The organism is Pseudomonas sp. P7548 (genome assembly GCF_013386585.1).
GTDB lineage: Bacteria > Pseudomonadota > Gammaproteobacteria > Pseudomonadales > Pseudomonadaceae > Aquipseudomonas.
This window is the reverse complement of sequence record NZ_JACARO010000240.1, coordinates 1-307: the sequence shown is the minus strand read 5'-3', so window position 1 is coordinate 307 and position 307 is coordinate 1. Positions and strand designations below refer to the sequence as shown.

Sequence of the window (307 nt, the reverse complement as noted above, 5' to 3'; positions counted from 1 at the left end):
TATCGGCCCTCGAGGACCTTGTTGAAGTTGGTCGGCCGCAGCAACCAGCGCAAGTCCGCCGTCCAGTTCTTGTCGTTTTCGCCATGCAGGAAGCGGCTTGCGGCAACCAGACCGAAGAAATGCTCGAGCGCCTCCAGCCCCTGCTCACGCGTCGCAAAGCCGAACTCCTCAATGCCAACGCCCCGCTTGCCGGCTTCCAACCCTTCGCGCCAACGGGCGGTCAGATGCGTCTCCGAATCAGACCCCCTCCACCGTGAGGGCAGCACCCTTGGCAAACGCGGCAACATGCGGTGGTACAGGTCGATGA

The 307-nt window shown here is 62.9% G+C and carries 1 pseudogene; it reads right to left on the bottom strand.

The features are described 5' to 3' along the window. A pseudogene (locus tag HX803_RS32490) lies at positions 1-307 on the bottom strand (hypothetical protein); the annotation flags it as partial.